The 19,857-nt window shown below is 63.3% G+C and carries 24 protein-coding genes; 10 read left to right on the top strand and 14 right to left on the bottom strand.

Annotated elements, in window-relative coordinates; translation table 11 throughout:
• Nucleotides 1-83: 83 nt before the first annotated feature.
• The 4 genes from L6637_RS22075 to L6637_RS22060 all read right to left on the bottom strand — a co-directional run bounded on the left by L6637_RS22075 (nucleotide 84) and on the right by L6637_RS22060 (nucleotide 4,498).
• Nucleotides 84-1,088, bottom strand: coding sequence for a TorF family putative porin (locus L6637_RS22075; RefSeq protein ID WP_237864553.1), 1,005 nt, complete (start codon nucleotides 1,086-1,088; stop codon nucleotides 84-86).
• Nucleotides 1,089-1,517: 429 nt separating this feature from the next.
• Nucleotides 1,518-1,874, bottom strand: a complete 357-nt coding sequence (locus L6637_RS22070; RefSeq protein WP_237864554.1) for a histone — start codon at nucleotides 1,872-1,874, stop codon at nucleotides 1,518-1,520.
• A 69-nt stretch (nucleotides 1,875-1,943) separates the two neighbouring features.
• On the bottom strand, nucleotides 1,944-3,266 hold the full coding sequence (glcF, locus tag L6637_RS22065; RefSeq protein WP_237864555.1) for a glycolate oxidase subunit GlcF: 1,323 nt from the start codon (nucleotides 3,264-3,266) through the stop codon (nucleotides 1,944-1,946).
• Complete coding sequence (locus L6637_RS22060) at nucleotides 3,263-4,498, bottom strand: FAD-binding protein (RefSeq protein ID WP_237871977.1); 1,236 nt, start codon at nucleotides 4,496-4,498, stop codon at nucleotides 3,263-3,265. The genes glcF and L6637_RS22060 overlap by 4 nt, the downstream gene beginning before the upstream one ends.
• 235 nt (nucleotides 4,499-4,733) lie before the next feature.
• On the opposite strand from L6637_RS22060, the gene L6637_RS22055 reads away from it, so the two are divergent.
• Nucleotides 4,734-5,069 (top strand): putative quinol monooxygenase, encoded by a 336-nt coding sequence (locus L6637_RS22055; protein WP_237864557.1) that lies wholly within the window; start codon nucleotides 4,734-4,736, stop codon nucleotides 5,067-5,069.
• A gap of 49 nt (nucleotides 5,070-5,118) precedes the next feature.
• On the opposite strand, the gene L6637_RS22050 is transcribed toward L6637_RS22055, so the two are convergent.
• Complete coding sequence (locus L6637_RS22050; RefSeq protein WP_237864558.1) at nucleotides 5,119-6,612, bottom strand: FAD-linked oxidase C-terminal domain-containing protein; 1,494 nt, start codon at nucleotides 6,610-6,612, stop codon at nucleotides 5,119-5,121.
• A 226-nt stretch (nucleotides 6,613-6,838) separates the two neighbouring features.
• On the opposite strand from L6637_RS22050, the gene cycA reads away from it, so the two are divergent.
• Nucleotides 6,839-7,249 (top strand): cytochrome c-550 CycA, encoded by a 411-nt coding sequence (cycA, locus tag L6637_RS22045; RefSeq protein WP_237864559.1) that lies wholly within the window; start codon nucleotides 6,839-6,841, stop codon nucleotides 7,247-7,249.
• Nucleotides 7,250-7,267: 18 nt separating this feature from the next.
• Here the strand turns inward: cycA and L6637_RS22040 are convergent, their stop codons facing one another.
• On the bottom strand, nucleotides 7,268-8,224 hold the full coding sequence (locus L6637_RS22040; RefSeq protein WP_237864560.1) for an alpha/beta fold hydrolase: 957 nt from the start codon (nucleotides 8,222-8,224) through the stop codon (nucleotides 7,268-7,270).
• 329 nt (nucleotides 8,225-8,553) lie between these two features.
• Between L6637_RS22040 and L6637_RS22035 the strand changes: the two genes are divergently transcribed.
• Complete coding sequence (locus L6637_RS22035) at nucleotides 8,554-8,736, top strand: hypothetical protein (RefSeq protein ID WP_237864561.1); 183 nt, start codon at nucleotides 8,554-8,556, stop codon at nucleotides 8,734-8,736.
• A 6-nt stretch (nucleotides 8,737-8,742) separates the two neighbouring features.
• On the opposite strand, the gene L6637_RS22030 is transcribed toward L6637_RS22035, so the two are convergent.
• The 3 genes from L6637_RS22030 to ykgO form a co-directional block, all read right to left on the bottom strand.
• Nucleotides 8,743-9,003 (bottom strand): hypothetical protein, encoded by a 261-nt coding sequence (locus L6637_RS22030; protein ID WP_237864562.1) that lies wholly within the window; start codon nucleotides 9,001-9,003, stop codon nucleotides 8,743-8,745.
• Nucleotides 9,004-9,128: 125 nt separating this feature from the next.
• On the bottom strand, nucleotides 9,129-9,767 hold the full coding sequence (locus tag L6637_RS22025) for a tetratricopeptide repeat protein (protein ID WP_237864563.1): 639 nt from the start codon (nucleotides 9,765-9,767) through the stop codon (nucleotides 9,129-9,131).
• A 107-nt stretch (nucleotides 9,768-9,874) separates the two neighbouring features.
• Nucleotides 9,875-10,000 (bottom strand): type B 50S ribosomal protein L36, encoded by a 126-nt coding sequence (gene ykgO / locus L6637_RS22020; RefSeq protein WP_006611362.1) that lies wholly within the window; start codon nucleotides 9,998-10,000, stop codon nucleotides 9,875-9,877.
• 340 nt (nucleotides 10,001-10,340) lie between these two features.
• Between ykgO and L6637_RS22015 the strand changes: the two genes are divergently transcribed.
• On the top strand, nucleotides 10,341-11,225 hold the full coding sequence (locus L6637_RS22015) for an amidohydrolase family protein (protein WP_237864564.1): 885 nt from the start codon (nucleotides 10,341-10,343) through the stop codon (nucleotides 11,223-11,225).
• A gap of 59 nt (nucleotides 11,226-11,284) precedes the next feature.
• On the opposite strand, the gene L6637_RS22010 is transcribed toward L6637_RS22015, so the two are convergent.
• Complete coding sequence (locus L6637_RS22010) at nucleotides 11,285-11,632, bottom strand: MerR family transcriptional regulator (RefSeq protein WP_237871976.1); 348 nt, start codon at nucleotides 11,630-11,632, stop codon at nucleotides 11,285-11,287.
• Between the two features lie 85 nt (nucleotides 11,633-11,717).
• Here L6637_RS22010 and L6637_RS22005 point away from each other — a divergent pair, with 85 nt between their 5' ends.
• Nucleotides 11,718-12,728 carry a zinc-dependent alcohol dehydrogenase family protein gene (locus L6637_RS22005; RefSeq protein WP_237864662.1) on the top strand — a complete coding sequence of 337 codons (1,011 nt, stop codon included), beginning with the start codon at nucleotides 11,718-11,720 and terminating at the stop codon, nucleotides 12,726-12,728.
• A 46-nt stretch (nucleotides 12,729-12,774) separates the two neighbouring features.
• Here L6637_RS22005 and L6637_RS22000 read toward each other — a convergent pair whose 3' ends face one another.
• The gene (locus L6637_RS22000) at nucleotides 12,775-13,122 is read right to left on the bottom strand and encodes a hypothetical protein (RefSeq protein ID WP_237864566.1); all 348 of its coding nucleotides are present in this window, start codon (nucleotides 13,120-13,122) and stop codon (nucleotides 12,775-12,777) included.
• A 241-nt stretch (nucleotides 13,123-13,363) separates the two neighbouring features.
• Between L6637_RS22000 and L6637_RS21995 the strand changes: the two genes are divergently transcribed.
• From L6637_RS21995 to L6637_RS21985, 3 genes are all read left to right on the top strand, one after another.
• A complete protein-coding gene (locus L6637_RS21995; RefSeq protein ID WP_237864567.1) occupies nucleotides 13,364-15,214 on the top strand; it encodes a caspase family protein in 1,851 nt (616 codons plus the stop codon).
• A 209-nt stretch (nucleotides 15,215-15,423) separates the two neighbouring features.
• Entirely contained in the window at nucleotides 15,424-16,164 is a 741-nt protein-coding gene (locus tag L6637_RS21990) for a haloacid dehalogenase type II (protein ID WP_237864568.1), read from the top strand.
• Nucleotides 16,165-16,185: 21 nt separating this feature from the next.
• Entirely contained in the window at nucleotides 16,186-16,653 is a 468-nt protein-coding gene (locus L6637_RS21985) for a YbaK/EbsC family protein (RefSeq protein ID WP_237864569.1), read from the top strand.
• 96 nt (nucleotides 16,654-16,749) lie between these two features.
• Here the strand turns inward: L6637_RS21985 and L6637_RS21980 are convergent, their stop codons facing one another.
• Nucleotides 16,750-16,992, bottom strand: coding sequence for a hypothetical protein (locus L6637_RS21980; protein WP_237864570.1), 243 nt, complete (start codon nucleotides 16,990-16,992; stop codon nucleotides 16,750-16,752).
• A 164-nt stretch (nucleotides 16,993-17,156) separates the two neighbouring features.
• Between L6637_RS21980 and L6637_RS21975 the strand changes: the two genes are divergently transcribed.
• Nucleotides 17,157-17,981 carry an adenylate/guanylate cyclase domain-containing protein gene (locus L6637_RS21975; RefSeq protein WP_237864571.1) on the top strand — a complete coding sequence of 275 codons (825 nt, stop codon included), beginning with the start codon at nucleotides 17,157-17,159 and terminating at the stop codon, nucleotides 17,979-17,981.
• Between the two features lie 6 nt (nucleotides 17,982-17,987).
• Here the strand turns inward: L6637_RS21975 and L6637_RS21970 are convergent, their stop codons facing one another.
• Both L6637_RS21970 and L6637_RS21965 read right to left on the bottom strand, forming a co-directional pair.
• A complete protein-coding gene (locus tag L6637_RS21970) occupies nucleotides 17,988-18,341 on the bottom strand; it encodes a hypothetical protein (protein WP_237864572.1) in 354 nt (117 codons plus the stop codon).
• Nucleotides 18,342-18,436: 95 nt separating this feature from the next.
• Entirely contained in the window at nucleotides 18,437-19,423 is a 987-nt protein-coding gene (locus L6637_RS21965) for a tripartite tricarboxylate transporter substrate binding protein (protein WP_237864663.1), read from the bottom strand.
• A gap of 169 nt (nucleotides 19,424-19,592) precedes the next feature.
• Between L6637_RS21965 and L6637_RS21960 the strand changes: the two genes are divergently transcribed.
• Complete coding sequence (locus L6637_RS21960) at nucleotides 19,593-19,850, top strand: hypothetical protein (RefSeq protein ID WP_237864573.1); 258 nt, start codon at nucleotides 19,593-19,595, stop codon at nucleotides 19,848-19,850.
• Nucleotides 19,851-19,857: the final 7 nt, after the last annotated feature.

The following is a 19,857-nucleotide window of genomic DNA, read 5'->3' as shown; positions in this document are numbered from 1 at the left end:
CCGTTCTCCCGCTCGCACAGTCCCCCAAAACAAAAGGGCGGCAGATCGCTCTGCCGCCCTTGTTAGTCGTCTCGGGACAAAACTTACTTCAGATTGGTCATCGCCGTCAGGTCGAAGGACAGCTTGGCAATACCCGCCGCGCCGCACCAGTTGGAGCCGGCGCCGCCCGGGTTGATCGGGGTGACGTTGGTGGTGCCGGTGGCGTTGAAGGCGCTGGTGAAGGCGTTGCAATCACCCTTGTTCAGATCGGTGTCGGAGTAACGCAGATCGAGCGTGAACACCTTGTAGGTGAAGCCGACGCCGATATTCCAGGTGTTGTAATCCTTGTAGGGAATGCCGTTGGCGAACACGGTGCCAGCACCGGTGCCGTAGAAGGCATCCGAGGTGCCGAACCACTGCCGGCCGAATTCACCCGACACGTACATGCCAACGCCGGAAGCACCGAACATCGTGCTGGGCGCCGTGTACTTGGCGGTCAACGACGCGTAGTTGCCCCAGGCTCCGGAGTTCAGGAAGTTCGGCGAGTAGAACTCGGTCGCGCCAACCGTGAAGCTGTCGTTGATGGTGTAGTTCACCTTGCCGTAGACTTCGAAGAAGCTGACGTCCTTCTTCATGACGTTGCCGTCGGCGAGGAAGATGGTCGTGGTGCTGACGGGGCAGACGCCGCCGCCGGGGACGCCGCCGGTGAGCACGTTGTCGGCGCAGCTTCCGCCCGGATACAGATAGCCCCACACGCCGATATCGAAGGCCCAGGCGCCGAAGGTCGGGCGGATACCGCCGTAGATGTCGACTTCAGCCGCGGCGCGGTTGGCGAAGGAGATGCTCTCCGCGGACACGCCGGCGTACAATTGGAGGTCCTTGGTGACGTTGTAGCGCGGCTCGAAATAGGCCGCGACCGACGGTTTGTGGTTCGACTGGGTCACGCCGCGGAAGATGTAGTCGTTCATGATCGCGCCGCCGAAGGCGACATCCCAGGGATCGAACGCGGGCACGGGAGGAGCCTTCACAGCCTTCAAGGGCATGTCCGCCGCGAAAGCCGAACCCGTCACCATTGCCAGCGCCGTTGCCAACAAAGCCACTTTCTTCATTTCGATCCCCATCACCAAGTTCTGACCCCGGCCGAGCTCCGGAAGCCCCCCAGAGCACCCGACCTGTTTGCAAATTTCGTAACTGAGGCAATTTGGATGGACAGACGCAAAGCGAGAAGCAAAAAACACGAGCATTTGCCGACTTTTTGGGCGTTCTGACGATTCCGCGAAAGGTTGTCAGCCGGTGTTGCTTCTCGATCACATTATTTTCACGCCGAAGTGCACAGAGGCGGCCGGGATACTACGGAGGCCCGTTGCTCCGTGGCCCGCGCGCTACGAATCAGCTGACTCAAAAACGGGCAGCCTCCGGTAATCCCTGACGTAGATGCAAAAAGGCCGCAGCATCGCCGCTGCGGCCTTCCTGTTGTCGATCGGTCGCCCGAGGGGGAAGCCTGGTCCGGTGAACCTGGCCTTGGCCGAACTCTGGGCCTAACCCTGCCCTTCGGCCGGCGTCGGTTCCGCAGAAGACGAAGGCATCGCCCAGCTGGTCTCGGCGGCGGGCTCGGGAGCTGGTGCGGCTACTGGGGCCGCCGGCTTCGGAGCGGGAGCTGCCTTCGCCTTCTTCGGTGCCGCCTTCTTCGCAGTCTTCTTGGCGGCCTTTTTCGGCGCCGCCTTCTTGGCAGCGGCCTTCTTCGCTGTCTTCTTCGGTGCGGCTTTCTTGGCCGATTTCTTCGCTGCCTTCTTGGCAGACTTCTTGGCCGCCTTCTTCTTCGTCGCCTTCTTCGCCGCTACAACCTTCTTGGCCTTTTTAGCCTTCTTGCTTTTCTTCTTGCTCGCTTTCGCCATCGTGGTCCTCCTGTTGCCGCCGAACAATGGTCGATCGGGCGCCTTCAGCTGTCACCTCGGGACGAGGGCTCAGCTCGACGCATTCAATGCCGGCCGCGACCCGCCCGTAGCCCAATCGAGAAGCTCAATCGTGTGTACGACCGGAACTGACGTGCCACTGGCAATCTGCACCATGCAGCCGATATTGCCTGCGGCAATCATGTCCGGCTTGACGCTGGCGATGTTGGCGACCTTGCGATCACGCAACCTGCCCGCAAGCTCGGGCTGGAGAATGTTGTAGGTCCCCGCCGAACCGCAACACAAATGGCTCTCCGGCACATCTTTCACCACGAATCCATTCTTGGAAAGCAATTCTTTCGGAAGGCCTGTGATTTTCTGTCCGTGCTGCAACGAACACGCGGAGTGATAGGCGACGACGATGTTGTCCTGTTGCGTGCTCGGTGCGAGGCCGAGACCGGCGACATATTCGGTGATGTCCTTGGCAAGCGCTGACACCTTTGCCGCATCGGCTGCGAACACGGCGTCCTCGCGCAGCAGATAACCGTAGTCCTTGATCACGGTGCCGCAGCCGGACGTCGTCACCAGGATGGCGTCGAGCCCCTCGCCGGCGGCCTCCTTGTGCCACGCTGCGACATTGGCGCGAGCGCGCGCCAGCGCATCCTCGTCATCACCGAGGTGATGGGTCAGCGCGCCGCAGCATTGCTCGTCCTTGACCAGGACGACCTCGATGCCGTGGCGGGTGAGCAGGCTGATGGCGGCCTGGTTGATGCGCGGCGCCAGCACCTGCTGGGCGCAGCCCTGCAGCAGCGCGACCCGGCCACGCTTCTTGCCGAGCGCCGCGAACACGCTGCCCGGAAGCGCGCCCGGCGCCGGCAGCCGGCCGGGAGCCAGAGCCAGCATCGCCTTGAGGCGCTGGATCAGGCCTGGCGTGGCCGAGGGCCGCGGTGTCGGCAGGAAGACCGCGAGGGGTCGGGCCAGCTGAGCCAGCCGCATGCTGATGCGAAACCATTGCGGGTCCGGCAGGACGAAGGCGAGTACCCGGCGCAGCAGCCGCTCGGCGAGCGGGCGCTGATAGCGCTGCTCGATCCTGACACGGGCCTGATCGACGAGGTGCATGTAGTTCACGCCGGAGGGGCAGGTGGTCATGCAAGCCAGGCACGACAGACAGCGATCGACATGCTTGACCACCTCCGATGTCGGCGCCTGGTCCTTCTCCAGCATTTCCTTGATCAGATAGATGCGACCGCGCGGGCTATCGAGCTCGTCGCCGAGCAGGACATAAGTCGGGCAAGTCGCCGTGCAGAAGCCGCAATGGACGCAGGCGCGCAGGATCTTGTCGGCCTCCGCGATGTCGGGGTTAGCAAGCTGCGCGAGTGAGAATTCGGTCTTCATGCCGTAGCCCGCCTCAGGCGTCCCCGGTTCAGGATCGACTTCGGATCGAAGCTGGCGCGGACCCGTTCGCTCAGGGCGGCAACGCCCGGCGCTTGCGGGTGGAATATGTCGACGCCGCGCCTGACGTCCTCGGCTGCGCGGATCAGCATGGCGTGCCCTCCGACTGCATCGGCACGCTGGCGTACGGAAGGGGCATGCGCATCGGCCTTCGGCGGCAGCGCCGCCCAGATCAGTCCGCCGCCCCAGTCATAGATCACATCGCCACCGGTCTCGCGCGCCAATTGCGTGCCGAGTGCCGCCCCCGAGGCCGGCGGGCAGACGATCCGCCACACCGGACAAGCACCGAGCGCGCTGCCGGCCGCAAACGGCAACACATCACGGATGGTGGCCCATAGCACTGACGACACGGCATCCTCAATCAGGGTCGCGGCGCCGAACGGCGCCAGCAGCTCGCGCAAGGAACCGGCGCGATGGCTGGCCGAGGCCGTGATGCCCTCGAGCCGCAGCGCGGTCACCGCCTCGCCCTGGCTGGCGATATCGCCGAGCCCGTCAGTCCTGGTTCGGAGCACCGATTTCGGCAGATGCGCGGCGCCGGAGACGTCGTAGGGGGAGCCGAGGGCCGCCGTCATCGCCTTGTTGGCGGTGGCATCGTCGAGGCCGCGCAGCAGCAGCGTCCGCTCCGCTTCCGGCTTCGGCATCACCTTCAGCGTCACTTCGGTCATCACCGACAGCGTGCCCCAGGAGCCCGCCAGCAGCTTGCAGAGATCATAGCCGGTGACGTTCTTCACCACCTTGCCGCCGGTTTTAAAACTGTCGCCGAAGCCGGAGACGGCATGCGCCCCGAGGAGATGATCGCGCGCCCCGCCTGCCTTGATCCGGCGTGGGCCGGCGAGACCGGCCGCGATCATGCCGCCGATGGTTCCCGAGGCAGGCGTGCCGAGCAGCGGCGCGGTGTTGATGGGCTCGAAAGCGAATTGCTGGTTCTTGGCGTCGATCAGCGACAGCACGTCGGCAACAGGCGCGCCGGCCTGGAGCGTGACGATCAATTCGTTCGGCTCGTAGGAGGTGACGGCGTTCAAAGCGGAGATATCGAGCACGGCATTGGTCGCCATCGCGTGGCCGATGCTGCGCTTGCTGCCATGACCGATGATCTCGAGCGGCTGCTCGTTGGCAATCGCCGCGCGCACCACCTCTTCGACGTCTTTGGCGTCTCTGACCTTGAGCGTATCCACGGGAGAAGGCGGTAGCGAAATTCGTCGCCAAAATCAAATGCGGCGTGACGCAAGCGCCCCTCGCCGGCGCGTTCGCGACCCGTCGCAGGGCCACATCGACGCTTCGATCGTGGCCGAAGCGTTCACGACATCGATACTTCGATCACCGGCGAACCAAAGCCAGCAGGCCGTCGCTACAAATCTGCGTCGATCGCGATCGAGGCCAACCGGTGAAGACAGACAAGGAGGAAGGACCATGAACCACTATGCAACGCAAAAATCCCTCAGCGAGGCCGTCGACGGCGGCGGCCTGCTCGTCGTCGCACAATGGGAGGCAAAGCCCGGCGAGGCCGACAAGGTCGCTGGGATCCTCGACCGTTTCCTGCCGGACGCGCAGCGCGAGGACGGCGTCAAGCTGTTCCTGATCTCGCGGGCGAAGGACAATCCGGCCCAGTTCCTGTTCTACGAACTGTTCCGCGACGAGGCCGCCTTCAAAGCACACCAGGAGAGCGCGCACTTCAAGACCTGGATCGCCGACCAGGCGTTGCCGCTACTCGCGAAGCGCGAGCGGGCGCAGTACGGGATGCTGTGAGGCTCGCGGAGAAGGGCCCGCACCCGCGGGCCCTTCCTTTCGCGAGCGTCTAGAACCTTGGAATATCCGGGAACGCCAGCTTGCCTGCGTGGACATGCATGCGGCCGAGCTCGGCACAGCGGTGCAGGGTCGGAAACACCTTTCCGGGGTTGAGCAGGCCCTGCGCGTCGAAGGCGCATTTCAACCGTTGCTGCTGGTTGAGGTCGATCTCGGTGAACATGTCGGGCATGAGATCGCGCTTCTCGATGCCGACGCCGTGCTCGCCGGTGAGCACGCCGCCGAACTCGACACAGGCGCGCAGGATGTCGGCGCCGAAGGCTTCGGCGCGCTCGATCTCGCCCGGCTTGTTGGCATCGTAGAGGATCAGCGGATGCAGATTGCCGTCGCCGGCGTGGAACACGTTGGCGCAGCCGAGCTGGTACTTTTCGCCGAGCTCGCGGATGCGCGCCAGCGCCTTCGGCAGCGCGCCGCGCGGAATGGTGCCGTCCATGCAGAGATAGTCGGGCGAGATGCGGCCCACCGCGGGGAACGCGGCCTTGCGGCCCGCCCAGAACAGATTGCGCTCGGCCTCCGAATTGGAGATCTGCAGCGTCACCGAGCCGCAGCCTCTGGCGATGGTCTCGACGCGCGTGATCAGCTCATCGACCTCGATCTTGGGACCGTCGAGCTCGATGATCAGCAGCGCTTCCACATCCAGCGGATAGCCGGCATGGACGAAGGCCTCCGCGGCGTGGATCGCCGGCTTGTCCATCATCTCCATGCCGCCCGGGATGATGCCGGCGCCGATGATGCGCGCCACGCATTCGCCGGCCGCCTCGACTTGCGCGAATCCGACCATCAGTGCGCGCGCCGTCTCCGGCTTTTGCAGGATGCGCACGGTGACCTCGGTGATGACGCCGAGCAGGCCTTCCGAGCCGGTGATGACGCCCATGAGGTCGTAACCCGGATTCTCCGCCGATTTGCCGCCGATGCGCAGGATCTCGCCGCTCATCAGGACAATCTCGCAGCCGAGCACGTTGTTGGTGGTCATGCCGTATTTCAAGCAATGCACGCCGCCGGAATTTTCCGCGACATTGCCACCGATCGAGCAGGCGATCTGCGAGGACGGATCTGGCGCGTAATAGAAGCCGGCATGCGCGACCGCCTGGCTGATCGCGAGATTGGTGACGCCGGGCTCGGTGACGACGACGCGGTTGTCGAAATCGATCTCGCGGATACGCTTGAATTTGCCGAGGCCCAGCAGCACGCCGTCCTCGAGCGGCAGCGCGCCGCCTGACAGCGACGTGCCCGAACCGCGCGGCACCACCTTGATGCCCTGGGCGGCACAATATTTCAGGACGAGCGAGACCTGCTCGGTCGTATCGGGCAGCACCACGACCATCGGCGGCTGCCGATAGGCGGTCAGCCCGTCGGATTCATAGGCCCGCATCTCGGCGGCGCTGTCGATCACGCCCTCGCCGGGCACGATTGCGCGCAAGGCGGCGACGATCTCGCTGCGGCGCGCCAGCACCGCCTGATCGCTCGCGGGCATCATGATGGCCATGTTACAAAACCTTCGTCGGGCATTGGAATTTGTTCCGGCAAATCAATCATGTCTGCCCACGTTTGGGTAGGGTCCTCCGAAGGTCGCATTGCTTTGTTGCAGCGCAAGTTCTCTCTGAGGCAAGTCTGCTATCAGGAAACCTGTCAGGGTTTGGCAGCTTGTCCCCGTGCACCGGACCTGCCAAAACCACGATCCACCCTCTGACCCCGGGAAGAGACGAAGAGCTATGAAAAAATTGACTTTCGGCGCGTTGGTTGCCCTCGCCATGACTGCCGCAGCCTCCACCGCGATGTCGTCAAAAGCGATGGCGCAGGACGCCGCAGCCGGCAAGACATCGTTCAATAAGTGCCTGGCCTGCCACGCGATCGGCGAAGGCGCCAAGAACAAGGTCGGCCCCGAGCTGAACGGCCTCGACGGCCGTCATTCCGGCACCGCGCCAGACTACAATTATTCAGATGCGAACAAGAATTCCGGCATCACCTGGAATGAGGCGCAGTTCAAGGAATACATCAAGGACCCGAAGGCCAAGATCCCCGGCACCAAGATGGCGTTCGCCGGCATCAAGAACGAGACCGAGATCAACAATCTCTGGACCTACGTCTCGCAGTTCGACAAGGACGGCAAGATCAAGCAGTAAGCCGGTTGATGGCGGCCGCTAATCTGCGGCCGCCTGCGCCGGGGCGATCTGACCGATCATCGTCTCGATCTCCGTCTTCACCAGATCCGGCACCGCATTCTGCACCATGTGGCCGAGGTCGGGCAGAACGATCAGCTTTGCATCCGGCACCGTCGCGGCGAACGGGCGCGCGTGGATGTCGGTCCGCACCGTCTTGTCGGGCGCGCCGGCGATGATCGTCACAGGCACCTTGATCTCGCCGTAGCGCGGCGCCTGCGCGGCCACCGCTTCCTTGAGCGTCACGAGATCGTAGGCATTGGCGATGAATTCGCGCGGCCGCAGCAAGAGCGGCGTCGCGGACTCCTTCACGAATCCATCCGGCATCGTCTGGGGCAGGAAGACGTTGCGTGCGCCCGATTCGGTGACGAAAAAGCCCAGCGGCAGCGTGATGGTGAATGCGAGCAGCGGGCCGATGACAGGCGTTGCGATGATCTCGTTGTAGCGACCGACGCCGCCGCGCCAGGGATGGGTCACCGGTGCCAGCATGACGAGGCCAGCAACGCGGCCTGGGTGATCGAGCGCCAGGCGCGCGCCCAGCGCACCGCTCCAGGAATGCGCGACGAAAATCGCGCGATCGATCCCGAGCTTGCCGAGCGCCTCATCGATCATCCGCGCCTGAATCTGAGGCGTCGAATCCTGCCGTCGCGCGCGCGTGCTCCAGCCATGGCCGGGGCGGTCGATCAGGATGACGCGATGATTCCCGGCGAGCATGTCGCCGAGCGGACGCCGCATCACTTCAAGATTCGAGCTGGCGCCGTGCAGCATGACGATCGGCCAGCCCGCATCGCGCGGGCCAATGTCGACGACGTGCAGCGTTGCGCCCTCGACCTCGATCATCCGGCCCTGCGGCGGAAAGGAACGTTGCACGACGATGATGCCGGCCTGCGTGACCAGCGCGAGCAGGGCCAGCGCCGTCACGGCTGATAAAACGATCATGGAGACAGTCCGGACGATCCAGGGCACATGGCAGTTACGAATGACGCAGACGGCAGTTTCGCGCGGGGAGGCCCAGCGCTTCCACCGGAAATGCCGCCCTGTGGATATGTGCAGAATTGCCGAACTAAAAAACTCAATGAAATCAATGATCCACCCGACGACCTACAAGCCTCCCACCAGCTTCATGCAGTCGTCATCGCGCCGTCCTTATAATCGCCACGGTCGGTTCCGCCATTTGGAAGCGGATGGGCGCCGATCCCTCCTCGCAACCTCAGGGGATGCAGGAAAGACCGGCAGGATTGTCCTGGTTTGAACCGGAGGATTTTTCGATGAGCTTCAGATCGAATGACACCGCAATCGACGAGATTGTGGCAAGCTGCAACGGCGATTTGCGCGGTGCGGTGCGGGCGCTGCTGCTGATCAACGAACATCTCGAGACCGAGCTCGCCAAGGCCTATGCCGCGGCCGCCGATCATGGTCTCGCCGAGCGCGGCACCAACGTGCTGCACTAAGCCGGATTAGCCGGCGTCGTCCTCGGCCTTTTGCTCGTCGGGCGTGAGCACGGGACAGGCGCGGATGGTCGAGCGCGCAAGTTTGGCGTCGTCCTTGGATTTGTAGGGACCGTCGCCGAACCAGATGTCGCCAATGATGACCGGATTGCTGGTCACGATATTGCATTTGCCGGTGGCGCGATTGCCAACCACCCAGAACAGCCCATTGGCGAGGCTGATCGTTCCCGACGCCAACAGCAAGCTACAAGCAAAGATCAAACGCATCATGGCTGTGCTCCCTGCCATGCAGGTAGACCTGCGGCAGCACCGGCAATAGTCCTTGCCGCATTGCGCTTCCGATCGTGGTTAATCGCGGCGCGCCGCAACCGCTCAAGAAATGATCGAAATATCGGCTAGATGTCGCGGCCTTCGACCTTCTCGGTCAAAGCCTTCACCTGCTCGGGGATCTTCTCGAGGTGCGGATTGACGGCGAGCGCCTTGCGATAGGCCTCGAGCGCGCGCTTCTCGTCGCCGACGTCCTGCATGATCATGCCGAGCCCCGCGAGCGCGCCGAAGTGACGGGGCTCGCGGATCAGCACCTCGCGGATGTCGGCGAGCGAGCGGGCATAGTCGTTCTGCATGTAATAGAGCGTGGCGCGCCGATTCCAGGCTTCGATATAATCGGGCCGGAGCTTGATGACGGAATCGAGCAGCTTGATCGCGACGTCGATCTTCTGCGCATCGACCGCCGCCTTGGCTCGCGCCATCAGGAGGGCAGCGGTGTCGCTCGGGGTCTGCAGCCAGATCGCCCAGATCCGCGCCTCGACATGTTTGGCGCTGACGTCGTCGGGAGCGGCCTTTAGCGCGCCGAACAGGAAATCGAGGTTCTTGGTGCGGTCGGCCTTGGGCAGCTTGGCCGGTGCCTCCGGCAGCTTCTTCTGCTGCTTCGTCGGCGGGGCCGGATCATTCTGCGCCAGCGCCGGCGCGAGGCCGGCAGTTCCAAGAACCAGGGCCAGGCACAGCGTGCGCGGGAAAAGGAATCTCACGGTCATGGTGAAAGTCTAAACGCGCAAAGCCGCCCTTGCAAAGCAAAGGCGGCGTCAAACTCGTGTGAGACCGTGGTCTTGCGGGGCGCGCGAAGGCGACCGCGAGGGCAATATCAGCCCTGGCGAGCCTTGAAACGGCGCTGCACCTTGTTGATCACATAGACCCGGCCCTTGCGGCGGACCAGGCGGTTGGCGCGATGGCGACCGCGCAGCGACTTCAGCGAGTTACGGACCTTCATGGCAGAATCCTGAACGTTCGAAAGGCCGTGTTCGGCACTACCGTTTCGGCACGCGCGAATGTGGCAAAATGAGATATTTCCCGCTGGCGGACCGACCGCCCGGGACGGGGCGGTTCTTAAGGCATGGCGGGAGGTCATGTCAATGTTGTCTGGCTGGTTCCTCGCAGGCAAAACGCGAAACAACCCCATGCACAGTAGAAGCGGCCGGTTCGGCCCGATTCTGTCAGGCCCCGGCCAGGCCCCGCAAAGACTTTAGCGGGTTGCGGTTTCTCCGCCAGCAACGCCTTGCCAAATTCGTTATATCATATAATCAATTCGGCAACCCGTCGGGAGGACACCAATGCCCAAGCTGAAGCTGCCTGATATCGACAAGGTCGTCGCCATCGACATCCACACCCATGCCGAGGAGCCTTGCGGCACCCATCCCGACGACGGCTATGACGATTTCCAGGCGCAGATGGCCGACTATTTCAAGTCGCCGCACAAGCATCCGCCGACCGTGCCGGAGACCGCGGCCTATTACCGCTCCAAGAACATCGCCGCCGTGATCTTCCCCGTCGATGCCGAGCGCGAGACCGGCTTCCGCCGCTACAAGAATGAAGAGATGCTGGAGATCGCCTCCGACCATCTGGACGTCCTCATCCCCTTCGTTTCGATCGACCCGCACAAGGGCAAGCTCGGGGTGCGCGAGGCGCGCAGGCTGATCGAGGAATACGGCGTGCGCGGCTTCAAATTCCATCCGACCATGCAGGGCTTCTACGCCAACGATCGCATGGCCTATCCGCTCTACGAAGAGATCAACAATGGCGGCGCGATCGCGCTGTTCCACACCGGCCAGACCGGCGTCGGCTCGGGCATGCCCGGCGGCATGGGCATGCGGCTGAAATATTCCAACCCGATGTACATGGACGACGTCGCGGCCGATTTCCCCGACCTCAAGATCATCCTCGCACATCCCTCCTTCCCCTGGCAGGAAGAGGCGCTGTCGGTCGCGACCCACAAGCCGAACGTCTATATCGACCTCTCCGGCTGGTCGCCGAAATATTTCCCGCCGATCCTGGTGCGCTACATCAACTCGATCCTGCAGGACAAGATGCTGTTCGGCTCGGACTGGCCCGTCATCACGCCGGACCGCTGGCTGTCGGACTTTGCCAAGATCGACATCCGCGACGAGATCCGGCCGAAGGTGCTGAAGGCCAACGCGCGGAAGATCTTGGGGATCTAGGCGCGTCCTAACGACGTCCGCTCACGGCCCGAGGGCGGAAGTCGACGCGCGATGCGCGATCAGTTCACACTTGCCAGATAGCCCGCCAGAATGGTGCGGCTCTGGCTGAGCGTCTCGATGCGTTCGTCGATCAGGCCGACCTGCTGAGCGAGGATTCTTCGTAGCTCATTGCACGGCGTGAAAGCCGGATCGTTGTTCCGGACGCACGGGAGCAATTGCTGGATCGTCTCGAGCTTCATCCCCGCCGAACCAAGCATTTTGATCCGCCGCACGGTCTCCTCTGCCTCCGGGCCATAGTCGCGATAACCGGAATTGGTCCGCTGCGGCGCGAGCAAGCCTTCGCCTTCGTAATAGCGCAGCATCCGGACGCTGACCCCCGTCCTGCGGGAAAGCTCGCCAATTTTCATCTGAAGACCTCTTGACCCTGACAGCACTGTCAGACCGTACAGATGGTGCTCATCCAAGTGAATGCCACTTGTGAAGGGAGCAATGATGAAAGCCTATCATTTGAACAGCCATGCGGGGGCCGGCCACCTCGTGCGAGCCGACGTCAGCAAGCCCGAACCCGCCAATGGTGAAGTCCGCGTCCGGGTCGAAGCGGTCAGTCTCAACTACCGGGACCTTCTGATCCTCGACCGCGCGGGCCAGAACGAAGTCAACGGCCGCGTGCCGCTCTCCGACGGTGCGGGCATCGTTGACGCCATCGGCGCCGAGGTCGCGCAATGGAAGATCGGCGACCGCGTCGCCGCGTCGTTCTTTCGCGATTGGATCTCCGGGCCGTTCAAATCCAGCTACGTTGCGTCGTCCCTCGGTGGCAACGCGACGGACGGAATGCTGACAGAGTATGTCGTGCTGCCGGCGTCAGCGCTCGTCCCCGTACCGCCGCATTTGTCCTCGGTCGAAGCGGCCACTTTGCCCTGTGCTGGCGTCACGGCCTGGCACGGCCTCGTCACACGCGGTGGGTTGAGCAAGCGCGGCACGCTGCTCGTCCAGGGAACGGGTGGCGTCGCACTGTTCGGACTTCAATTCGCTGCGGCGCTCGGGGCGCGCGCGATCGTGATCTCGTCCTCGGATGAAAAGCTTGCCCGCGCGAGGACACTGGGCGGCTCGATCCTCATCAACTATCGCAACACCCCGGACTGGGATATCGCCGTGATGAAGGCCACCAGTGGCGAAGGTGCCAGCCACATTCTCGAACTCGGCGGTCCTGGCACCTATGACCGGTCGCTGCGATCCGTCGCGTCGGGCGGCAAGATCATTCAGATCGGCGTCTTGACGGGGTTCGGTCCGAAGCCAGATCTCGCTCGCCTGCAATGGGAAAATGCCGATATCATCGGTGTCACCGTCGGATCGGTTGAACATTTCTCTGCGATGAATCGCTTCCTGACCGAACATGCGATCCACCCGATCGTGGACCGCATCTACGATTTCGAGGACGTCCCCGAAGCCTATGCTCACCTGCGGAGCGGCTCGCATTTCGGCAAGGTCGTCGTGACGCTTTAGTTCGCGGGCGGCGGAATCATTCCGGCGCGCGCAACCAGCGCACTCACTAAGGTCGCGGCGTTGGCTGCGGCGACGGTGTCGCGGCAGGTTGCGACGGCGCTGGAGCAGAAGGTTGCTGCTGCGGTGCTGTGACCGGCTGCGCATCGCCGCCACCGTGCGGGACGCACGTCCCTACGTTGCTGAGCAGCCGTTTGGCCTCGATATCACGGGCTTTCCTGTAGTCGCTGCGGCGTTCGATCCTTGCCGCAGCCGTGCGATCCCACGCCTCGAACGCGTCAGCATAGTGCTGCCGCATCTGCTCCTCGGCGGCGAGGCAGTCACTGAACTTGTCGAACACCAGATCGGTGTTGACGGGTGAGACGCCGCCGACCAAGACGACCAACATCCATTTCATCACGCCTCCCTACGTTCATGCCCGCTAACGGGAACGGAGAGGCGTTGGCAAAGTTCCGGGGGGACACAGGCCCTTTCCCTTCGCAAGCAGGCGCCAGTCGCATGTCGGCTTGGCGCCAATGCCGAAAATCAGCTTCGTGACGCGCTTCAAAGGCGGGCGACCTTTACTGTGATCGACATCACAAAGTCCCACTTGCATTATGGCAAGCTGCAAATACCCTGTGCACATAATCGGGGCTTCCATGCGCACACCTCGCTGGTTTTTCTTAATCTTTTTGCTTTGCTTGACGTTCGGTTCGGCCCATGCCGAACGCCGGGTCGCGCTGGTGATCGGCAATTCCGCCTACAAGAGCGTGCCGAAGCTGGCGAACCCTGTGAATGACGCCGCCTTGGTTGGCGGCATGTTCAGGAACGCTGGATTCGATCTCGTCGAGATCAAGACTGACCTCAACATTGCCGAGACGCGGAAAGCGCTGAGGGAATTTGGCCTCCGGAGCCGGGATGCCGACATCGCCGTTGTTTATTACGCAGGCCACGGGATTGAGGTCGATGGCATCAACTATTTGGTCCCGACCGATGCCGCGCTGGAAGTCGATACGGACGTCTACGACGAGGCACTTCCGCTCGACCGTATCCTGGCGACGATCGAACCAGCCAAGCAGCTTCGCCTCGTCATTCTCGATGCCTGCCGGGACAACCCGTTCGCCGGAACTATGAAACGCACCGTGGCCAGCCGTTCTATCGGTCGCGGTCTTGCCAAGGTCGAGCCGTCGAGTCCGAATACGATGATCGCTTTTGCCGCCAAGGCGGGCTCGACGGCGTCGGACGGAGACTCGAAGAACAGCCCATTTGCAATTGCCGTGGTCGAACGCCTGCCAAAACCAGGGCTCGATCTCCGCAAAGCCTTTGGCTTCGTCCGCGACGACGTTCTCAGGAGCACGGCCTATCATCAAGAGCCTTACGTCTACGGTTCGCTCGGCGGCGAAGATCTGTCTCTGGTCCCGGCCGCACCGGCAGTGGGAGCGCAAGCCGATCCGCAGGAGGCCGTTCGCCGCGACTACGAATTCGCGCTTCAACTCGGTACCCGCGATGGCTGGACCGTGTTCCTGACCCAATATCCCGATGGATTCTACGCCGGTCTCGCCAAGGGCCAGCTCAACAAGATCGCGGCCGAGGAAGCCCGCGCTGAGGCGGTAGACAAGGCCCGACAGGCGGAGCAGGAGAAGGCACGTCTGGCCGCCGATCGCGCCAACAAGGCCGAACAGGAGAAGGCCGCGGCGGCCGCGAAGGCTGCCGAGGACAACCGGCTTGCGGCAGAAAAGGCCAAACGGGTTGAAGAGGCGAAGGCAGCAGAGGCCGAGCAGCGGCGCAAGGAGGCGGAAGCTGCAGTCGCCAAGGCACTTGCCGAAAAGCAGGCGGCCGAGACCGCGCTAGCCGACAGCATTGCCCGAGAGAAGGCTGCTGCCGAACTTACAGCGCAGAAGCAGGCGGCGACGGAAACCAAGGACAAGAACGACAACGCCATGAAGGTTGCGGACCTTCCGCCCACGCCATCGCAGCCATCCCTCTCGCCTCAAGAGACGATCAAGCTGGTGCAGTCTGAGCTGCGCCGTGTCGGTTGTATGACGGGCGCAACTGACGGCGACTGGAGCAATGCCTCCCAGCGCTCCCTGACGCTGTTTAACAAGTTTGCCGGAACAAAATTCGACACCAAGCTGGCGAGCTTCGAAGCGCTCGATGCGATCAAGGCCAGGCCTGGTCGGGTTTGTCCGCTTGTCTGCGAGCACGGCTTCAGGGCTGATGGCGACACCTGCGTCAAGATCACCTGCCGGGCAAATTATCACCTCAATGGTGACAACGAATGCGAGAGGGGCCAAGACAAGAAGCCAGTGGCGACTCGTGAATCGCCGAAAGGAGCGGACGACGAGCGAAAGCAGGTCGAGTCAACGCCTTCGAAACCGCAGGCGAGATCGAGCGGCCAGATGATCTGCTCGAGTGCCGGTTGCCGGCCCGTCAAGCCCGGATGTCGCATCGAGCAGCGAAAATATTTCAGCACATCTGCTACCAACTTCGCTACCGAAGTGTGCGACTAGCGTGACGCATTCTACAGTGGCGACGGCCGCATTTCGGAACTTGAACCAAGCCCGGAAGAGCGGTCAGCGAAACAGCCAACATCTGCACTGCGTCCACAAGCCGCGATCACGCTTGCGGTGGCCGGCGTCTGCTGTGCTCTGGTAAGCTGACGATACGCGCACGCCCCCAAGCGGGGTTCTTGTGACTACACCGCCCGGAAGGACAGCCGATGAATCTCAAAGCCGTCGTCTTCGATGCCTACGGAACGCTCTACGACATCCAGTCGGTCGCTGAGATCACCGAGGATGCGTTTCCGGGCTATGGCGAGATCATCACGCAGGTCTGGCGGATCAAGCAGCTCGAATACACCTGGCTGCGCTCGCTGATGCGGCGCTACCAGGATTTTTCTGCCGTCACGCGCGACTCGCTGGCTTATACGCTGCGCGTGCTTGGGCTGGCGTACGAGAACGAGGCCTTCGAGCGGATCATCGAAAAATATCTGCATCTCGATCTCTATCCGGACGCGACCGCCGCGCTCGAGGCCTTGAGACCGCGAAAGCTGGCCATCCTCTCCAATGGCAGCCCGGATATGCTGAACGCGCTGGTGCGCAATTCCGGGCTCGACCGCCTGCTCGACGCCACCATCAGCGTCGATGCCAAGAAGATCTTCAAGCCGAGCCCACAGGCCTATGAGCTGATCGGCGAGGTGCTCGGCACCGCGCCTGGCGAGGTGCTGTTCGTCTCCTCCAATCCCTGGGACGTCGCCGGTGCCAAGGCGTTCGGGCTGAACGTCGCCTGGATCGAGCGGGTGACGCCGGAGGCGATGGCGCTGGCTTGCGTCGAGACCGAACTCGTGGCACCGCTGACCATGTTCAAGGCGATCCGCACCCAGATGGACGAGCTCGGCTTTGCGCCGGATTATCGTGTTCGTTCGCTTTCGGACCTGCCCGCGATTGCCGCCCGCCCGTAAGTCCTCGATGAGCCAACTGGAATGAGCCTGGAATCCGTTCGCGCCTTCTTCGCCGAGAAAGCCCCCGACATATCAGTCATGGAATCCCCGATCAGCTCGGCGACCGTGACGCTGGCCGCCGAAGCCTATGGCGTCGAGCCCGGCATGATTGCCAAGACGCTGTCCTTGCGCGTCGGCGAGCGCGTGATCCTGATCGTCGCGGCCGGCACCTCGCGCATGGACAACAAGAAGGTAAAGGCGCAGTTCGGCGGCAAGCCGAAGATGCTGGGACTGGAAGAGGTCGCCGACATCACCGGCCACGAGGTCGGCGGCGTCTGCCCGTTCGGCCTGAAATCGCCGCTGCCGGTCTATTGTGACATTTCGCTGAAGGCGTACGACGTGGTGGTGCCGGCCGCGGGCTCGACCCACAGCGCCGTGCGCATCACGCCCGATCGGATGGCCGAGCTGACCGCAGCGGAATGGGTCGACGTCTGCGAGCACAGGCCATAACGCGGGTTCGATCGGTCGGCCTGCGACACCTCTCCCCAGCGAGGAGAGGTGTCGGAGCTCGCGGATTGCACCGATTCAACCGAAACGCATTTCGCTCTAGCCGCCCCAGCCGCAGTAGGGCCGGCAGCGATAGTTCGCGCGGTGCGAATGGCCCCAGCCCCAGTGCCAGCCGAATCGCGCTTGCACCAGGTCGTTCTCCTGCGCCATCGGCTTGGCGGCTCCGGACAAAGCAGTGACTGGAGCTGCCATTGCAGGTGCTCCGAGCAATATCGCGCCAAACACGCAAAGTGCAGCAGGAATTCTGGTCATGGATTTGGTCTTGGATTCGGTCTTGGACATGACATTCCTCCAATCGACAGCTTCCGACCGCAATCAACTTGGCCGACGGCAATTCGTTGCACAGACGTGACGGTTTCGGGACGGGACGACCGGTCGCTGAACCGCGACGGCGCCAGATGCGATGCCTGATGCATTTGCCGGTCAGGGAGGCTAGGATGAGGACCATGCCCGATGACAAGGTGAAACGACGACTGACCACCGTGCTGTGCGCTGACGTGTACGGCTATTCCCGTCTCATGGAAGCGGACGAGGCCGGAACGCTGGAAGCGCTCCGCCGCTCCCGCGCGGCCATTGCCCGACTGGTCGAGCGCCATGACGGCCGCATCGTGAACACCTGGGGCGATGCCGTGATCGCCGAATTCGCCAGCGTGGTCGAGGCCGTCCAATCCGCGATCGAGATTCAGCAGGAAATATCCGATCAGGAATCGGCCGCGCCTCAAGCGAACGCGATGCGGTTTCGCATCGGCATCAACCTCGGCGACGTGATGGTGGACGGCACCAACATCTATGGTGACGGCGTCAATATCGCATCACGGCTGCAGGAGCTCGCTGACCCCGGCGGGGTCGTGATCTCGAGCTCCGTCTACGATCAGGTGCACAACAAACTGTCCGTTGGCTTCGACTGTCTCGGCCAGCGCCCGATGAAGAACATCGCGCCCCTGACCAGCTATCGGGTGACCCTGGGCGGCCAAGCCGCCGGGCATGCCAGCATCCCGATGGAGGAAAACCGAACGCCCTCGGAGAGCGCGCGCGCTCCGCGGATGGGCGACAGGCGCGAGCCATCATCGTCCACCAATGCCGTTTCGGATTGGCTGGGAAAGCTGCCCCGGCCGGTTGCGGTGGCGCTCACGGTGTCCGCCTTCCTGATCATGATCAATCTGTTCTCTGGCGGGCACAAAATCTGGTTCCATTGGCCAGTCGCGGTCATTCTGTTCGGCGCCGCCTTGCGGATGGTGCTCGGACGTCGACCTGAACAGGACAGGCGCTAGGCAGCGCTAATCGTCGTCATCATCATAAGGCCGTGGCTGCACCTGCGGCGACGGCGCATTGTTGTAGCGCGTCGGCGGCGGTGCGGCGCGATTGCGCGGGACCTGCTGTTGCGGCGGCATCTGGTTGTTGGACTCGAACACGGCGCGGCAGCCACTGGAGAGTTGCGGCGTGTTCTGCCGCAAGCAAGCGGTGATGCGGCTCACATCCGGAATCTGGTCGCTGCACAGGCGCCAGACATCAGGCGTGCAGGCCATCTGCTGCTCCATGGTTCCGCGATATTCCTCGGCGAATGCTGCGCTCTGCGCGACGATGCCGCCAATCGCGAGCGCCACACCCAGCGCAATCCGCTCTGTTCGCATGGTTCCGATCCTTCCAACTCGCTCGACTTGTCTTCAATCAATGAGGCGCGGACAGGTTCTGGACCAACAACAAAATGTGAGGAAGCGGCTGGAACCTATTCCACCCTGCCAATCTTCTTCACCGCCGCGATCAGCCTTGCGCTGTCGGTCGCGACGAACTTGGCGAAATCGGGCGCATCCTGATACGCGACGAGGCTACCCGACGCGTCGAAGGTCTTGAGCACGTCCGGGCTCGTCATCACTTGCGCCATCGCTTCGCGCAAGCGGCTCGCGATCGGTGCGGGAAGCGCGCTCTGTGCAAACAGCCCGGCCCAGATGTACATCTCGACATCCTTGTAGCCGAGCTCCTGGAAGGTCGGCACGTCGGGGAAGCTCGCGATGCGCTGCGCGCCGCAATTGCCGAGCACGCGCAGCTTGCCGTCGTCGACCTGCGGCTTCAGCGTGCCCGGTGCGGCCGCGATCGCCTGCACGGTGCCGCTGAGCAGCGCGGTCAGCGCTGGCCCCGCACCGCGGAACGGCACGTGCAGCAATTTGATATCGGCGCTGTTTGCGAACATCTCCATCGCCACATGCAGCGTGCCGTAGGGACCGGACGAGCCATAGGTGATCTGGCCGGGACGCTTCTTCGCATCCGCTACGAACTCCTGCGCCGTCTTCCATGGTGCCGAGGTCGGCACCGCGAGCAGCGTCGGATCGGCCAGCACGCGCGCGATCGGCATGAACTGCGACATCTCGTAGGCGACGGGGCGGTCGAACAGCCGGTCGGCCTCGGGCAGCACCGCGAGCGAGGACAAGGCCATCAGCAGGGTGTAGCCATCGGGCTCGGCGCGCGCCGCCGCAGCGTTGCCGACCGATCCGCCGGCGCCGCCGGCGCGGTTGTCGACGATGACGGACTTGCCGAGAATCCGCTCCAGCGCCTGCGCCACCGGGCGCGCCGCGAGATCGGCCTGGCCGCCGGCGGGGAATGGCACGATCATGGTGATGTTGCGAACGGGGTAGGCTTGCGCGAAGGCCTGCGCCGGCAACGCGGCCCGCAACAATGGCAACGCGGCAACCGCGCGCAAGACGTCACGTCGATCCATACGTCGATTCATGGCAGCCCCCTCCCCTTGTTTTCTTGTTTCCCTCCCAGCCTAGCGTCACGGTCCGCAAGAACAAGCCGTTTACGAAGTGTTAGCCATGTTCGGCCTCGTCCGGAACGCATCCCTCCACCCTCCGTTGCCCTGCGAGGGCGAGTGTGGAGGGAGTGTTATGGGAAAACTTGCGACCATCGATGTCGCCCTGGACGAGATGCTGGTGAATTTGGCGGCGATCGTCCTGCGGCTTTCGAAGCCCGAACTGACGCGCACGCCGGAGGCGCGCCGCGCCCTGACGCAATCCGTGCATCAATACGCGGTGTGCGCCGCGCGCTCGACCGACCCGCGGGTGCATGAGTTGAAGTCGGAGCTGGAGAAGACGCTGAAGCCGAGCCTGCGGATCGTCGCGATCGACGGCGTGAAGGTGTCGTAGCTGGAAG

The sequence above is a fragment of the Bradyrhizobium zhengyangense genome (genome assembly GCF_022012435.1).
GTDB lineage: Bacteria > Pseudomonadota > Alphaproteobacteria > Rhizobiales > Xanthobacteraceae > Bradyrhizobium > Bradyrhizobium zhengyangense.
This window is presented reverse-complemented; position numbering and strand designations above follow the sequence as displayed.